Genomic DNA, 4,116 nt, shown 5'->3' with positions numbered 1-4,116 from the left:
AACAGCGCGAGCTGCTCGGGCGTGGGCCCGATGAAGACCAGGCCCGCATCGGTGCAGGCCTGCGCGAAGTCGGCGCGCTCGCTGAGGAAGCCGTAGCCCGGATGCACCGCGTCGCAGCCCTGCGCCTTCGCGGCCGCGATCAGCGCGCCGATGTCGAGGTAGGCCGCGGGCCCGGTCGCGTCGAGCGCGAGCGCCACGTCGGCCAGCTGCACGTGGAGGGCCGAGGCGTCGTCGCGCGCATGCACGGCCACGCTGGCGATGCCGAGGTCGCGCAGGGCGCGCACCAGGCGCACGGCGATCTCGCCGCGGTTGGCAATCAGGACTTTGGAAAACACGCGGGGTCTTTCAGTTCTTGTCTTTGAGCAGCCGGCGCAGCACCTTGCCGGCGCCGGTGGTGGGCAATGCATCGATGAAGCTCACGGAGCGCGGCGCCTTGTAGCTCGCCATGTTCTCGCGCGACCAGGCGATCAGCGCCTCGGCCGCGATCTCGGCGCCGGGCTTGCGCACCACGAAGGCCTTGACCACCTCGCCCTTCTCGGGATCGGGCTGCGCGATCACGGCGGCCTGTGCCACCGCCGGATGCTTGATCAGGATGGTCTCGACCTCCTCGGGGAACACGCTGTAGCCCGAGACCTTGATCATCTCCTTGAAGCGGCCGATGAAGGTCAGGTAGCCATCGGCATCGAGCTTGCCCATGTCGCCCGTGTGCACCCAGCCATCGCGCAGCGTGGCGGCCGTGGCCTCGGGCTTGTTCCAGTAGCCCTTGAAGGAGCCCGGGCTGGTCAGCACGATCTCGCCGACCTCGCCGGTGGGCATGTCGGCCTGCGTGTCGGTGTCGACGATGCGGATCGTCACCCCCGGCACCGCCACGCCCTGCGTGCCCCAGCGCGGCGCATGGCGCGGCGTGTAGGTGTCGCAGGTGTGGGTTTCGCTCAGGCCGTAGGCGGCCTCGAAGGAGGTGCAGTTCGGCGCATGCGAACGCCACTGCGCGGCCAGCGGCTCGGTGAAGGCGATGCCGAAGCTGGTGACCGGGTTCATGCGCAGGCTCGCGAGGTCGAAGCCCGCGATGTCGGGCAGCTGCATGCAGGCCACGTTCATCGGCGCGATGCTGTACCACCAGCTCACCTCGTGGCGCGCGATGGCCTGCAGCGCCGCGCGCGGATCGAAGCGGTGCAGCAGCACCGAGGCCGCGCCCGTGAGCACCGGCACGTTGACGCCCATCAGCATGCCGGCGATGTGATACAGCGGCGCGATCGACAGCAGCACGTCGTCGGGCCCGACGCCGTTGCAGTCGGCCGCGGCGCGGGTCTTGAACAGCGCGTTGCCGTAGCTGAGCATCGCGCCCTTGGGCAGGCCGGTGGTGCCCGAGGTGTAGGTCATCAGCGCGACGTCGTCCATGGCGATGGTCACCGGCTGCGGCTTCGCGTCGGCGTGCATCGCGGCGAGGAAGTCCTCGCAGCCCGCGGGCACCGTGCGTGGGGCGTTGCGCTCTGCGGCGAGCTCGGCCGGCAGGTCGAGCTCGAGCGCCTCAGGCAGCAGGTCGGCGTAGTGCACGACGAACACGTGTTCGAGCGCGCTGCCGGACTTCACCTTGTCGACCACCGGCAGCAGCGGCGCGGCCGCGACGATCACGCGCGCCTTCAGGTCGTTGACCTGGTAGGCGAGCTCGTGCTCCTTGTTGAGCGGCCCGCTGGGGCAGACGATGGCGCCGATCTTCTGGATGCCAAAGTGCGCCACCAGGTACTGCGGGCAGTTGTTGAGGAACAGCACCACCGGCTCGCCCTTGGCCACTCCCAGGGCCTGCAGCCGCGCGGCGAAGGCGTCGCTCGCGCGGTCCAGTTCGCGCCAGCTCATCGCATGGCCGTACCAGTGGCAGGCCGGATGCTCGCCGCGCTCGCGCGCATGGGCGCGCAGGTAGTCGTGCAGCGGTTGTTGCGCGCGCGGCGGGAGCGCGCGCAGCAAGGGTTCGTCGGTTGTCTCCATGGCGTCACTTTCTCAGGGTTATCGATAGCCGCTCGCGCCTGGCGGGCGCTTGCCATCGCCGGATGGTGCACGAACAATCCTACCCATGGGTATAACTTCCGCGACACGGCACAAACCCTCTGGGCGCAAGGCGCGCGCGGAGCAGGACGATCCTCCTCGCGTGCCAGGCATGCAGGGCATGCACGAGGCGCATGCGACGGAGGCCACGGCCCTCACGGCGCGCCCCGACCTGCCGCAGGGCACCGGACGCCAGCGCGCCGCCACGCAGGGCACCGACCTGCAGCGCGAGCGCATCCTGCAGGCCGCCACGCAGCTGTTCGCGGCGCAGGGCTACGCCAACACCACCATGGCGCAGATCGTGCGCGCGCTCGGTGTCACGAAGCCCTTCGTCTATTACTACTTCCGCGACAAGCAGGAGATCTTCGAGACCATCTCCTGGCGCCCCGCGGTCGACTGCTTCACCGCGCTCGACTTCGCGGCCGACGATCCGCGCCGCGCGAGCGAGAAGGTGCTCGAGGGCATCGAGCGGCTGATCCGCGCCACCGTGGCGCACCACCCGGCCGCCTTCTTCCCCTACCGCGAGCCGCAGGTCTACCGCCCCGAATACCTGGCCGCGCAGAAGAAACTCGCGCACCACTTCTACGACCTGCTGTGCCCGCTGCTCGAACAGGCGCGGCGCGACGGCGACCTCGATTTCGACGAGACCAAGATCACCGCGCTCGCGGCCTGCAGCCTGCCGGGCTTCCTCTACAGCTGGTACCGCCCGGGCGGACGGCTCTCGCCCGACGAAGTGGTGGCCGAGCTCACGAAGCTCGCGAGCCGCGTGATCGGGCTGCGCACCGGCCACTGACCACCCATCCCAGGAGACACACCATGAAGTTCCACCCGGCGCCCCTGGCGCGGATCGCGCTCGCCTGCCTGATCGCCACCGGTGCCGCCGGCGCCGCGCAGGCCCAGCAGACCTACAAGCTCGCCTACATCGACCCGCTCTCGGGCCCCTTCGCCAACGTCGGCGAGCTGATGCTGATGCACACGCAGTACGCGATCGAGGAGATCAACGCCAGGGGCGGCGTGCTCGGCGGCACGAAGCTGCAGCTGCTGCAGTTCGACAGCAAGCTCTCGGCGCAGGAGAGCCAGAGCGCGCTGCAGGCCGCGATCGACCAGGGCGCCAAGGCCATCGTGACCGGCGGCTCGGGCTCCTCGGTGGTGACGGCGCTGGTGCAGGCGGTGGCGCGCTGGAACCAGCGCAACCCGGGCAAGGAGCTGCTGGTGCTCAACCACTCGTCGATCGATCCCGAGATGACCGGCAAGGCCTGCAGCTTCTGGCATTTCCAGACCGAGGCCAACACGGCGATGAAGATGAAGGCGCTGGCCAACTACATCAAGAAGACGCCCGAGGTGAAGAAGGTCTACCTGCTGAACCAGGACTATGCGCACGGCAAGCAGTGGGCCAGCTACGGCCGCCAGCTCGTGGGCCTGGCGCGGCCCGACATCCAGTTCGTGGGCGAGGCGCTGCATCCGATCGGCCGGGTCAAGGACTTCTCGCCCTACATCGCCAACATCAAGCAGAGCGGCGCCGACTCGGTCATCACCGGCAACTGGGGCCAGGACATGACGCTGCTGCTCAAGGCCGCGGGCGATGCCGGCTACGACCTGCGCTACTTCAACCACAGCGCGGGCTCGGTGCCGGGCACGGTCACGGCGGTGTCGCAGGCGAAGCTGGGCCAGCTCACCTGGGTCGCCGAATGGCATCCAGGCCAGGCCGGCACGCCGAAGGTCGATGCGCTGGCTAAGGCCTACAAGGCCAAGACCGGCAAGGACTTCCTCGCGCCGCGCATCGACATGACGCCGCGCCTGCTCGCGGCCGCGATCGAGAAGGCCGCGAGCACCGACACCGTGAAGGTGGCACGCGCGCTCGAGGACCTGAGCTACGACTCGGTGGTCGGCCCCGTGCGCATGCGCGGCGAGGACCACCAGTTGCTGCTGCCGCAGGTGGTCAACACCATCGCGCCGGTCGACGGCAAGGCCGTGAAGCTGGGCTGGGAAGGCACGAACTACGGCTTCCGCACCGACGCGGTCTACAGCGGCAACGAGCTCGCGCAAGGCACCGACTGCAAGATGGTCCGCCCCTGA

Annotated in this window: 4 protein-coding genes; 2 read left to right on the top strand and 2 right to left on the bottom strand. The window is 69.4% G+C overall.

Annotated features, from left to right (window positions below; translation table 11 throughout):
• Together AC27VN_RS34580 and AC27VN_RS34575 are read right to left on the bottom strand one after the other, a co-directional pair.
• Nucleotides 1–335 (bottom strand): biotin carboxylase N-terminal domain-containing protein (locus AC27VN_RS34580; protein ID WP_490879518.1); only part of this gene is annotated, 335 nt, incomplete at its 3' end.
• Between the two features lie 10 nt (nt 336–345).
• Entirely contained in the window at nt 346–1,983 is a 1,638-nt protein-coding gene (locus tag AC27VN_RS34575) for an AMP-binding protein (RefSeq protein ID WP_490879517.1), read from the bottom strand.
• A gap of 169 nt (nt 1,984–2,152) precedes the next feature.
• On the opposite strand from AC27VN_RS34575, the gene AC27VN_RS34570 reads away from it, so the two are divergent.
• Entirely contained in the window at nt 2,153–2,833 is a 681-nt protein-coding gene (locus AC27VN_RS34570) for a TetR/AcrR family transcriptional regulator (protein WP_490879519.1), read from the top strand.
• Between the two features lie 23 nt (nt 2,834–2,856).
• Nucleotides 2,857–4,116 (top strand): branched-chain amino acid ABC transporter substrate-binding protein, encoded by a 1,260-nt coding sequence (locus AC27VN_RS34565; protein ID WP_490879516.1) that lies wholly within the window; start codon nt 2,857–2,859, stop codon nt 4,114–4,116.

The sequence above is a fragment of the Variovorax sp. 20P10.2.4 genome, assembly GCF_058244205.1.
Note: the sequence above shows the minus strand (reverse complement) of the source record. Positions and strands in the feature narration are given on the sequence as shown.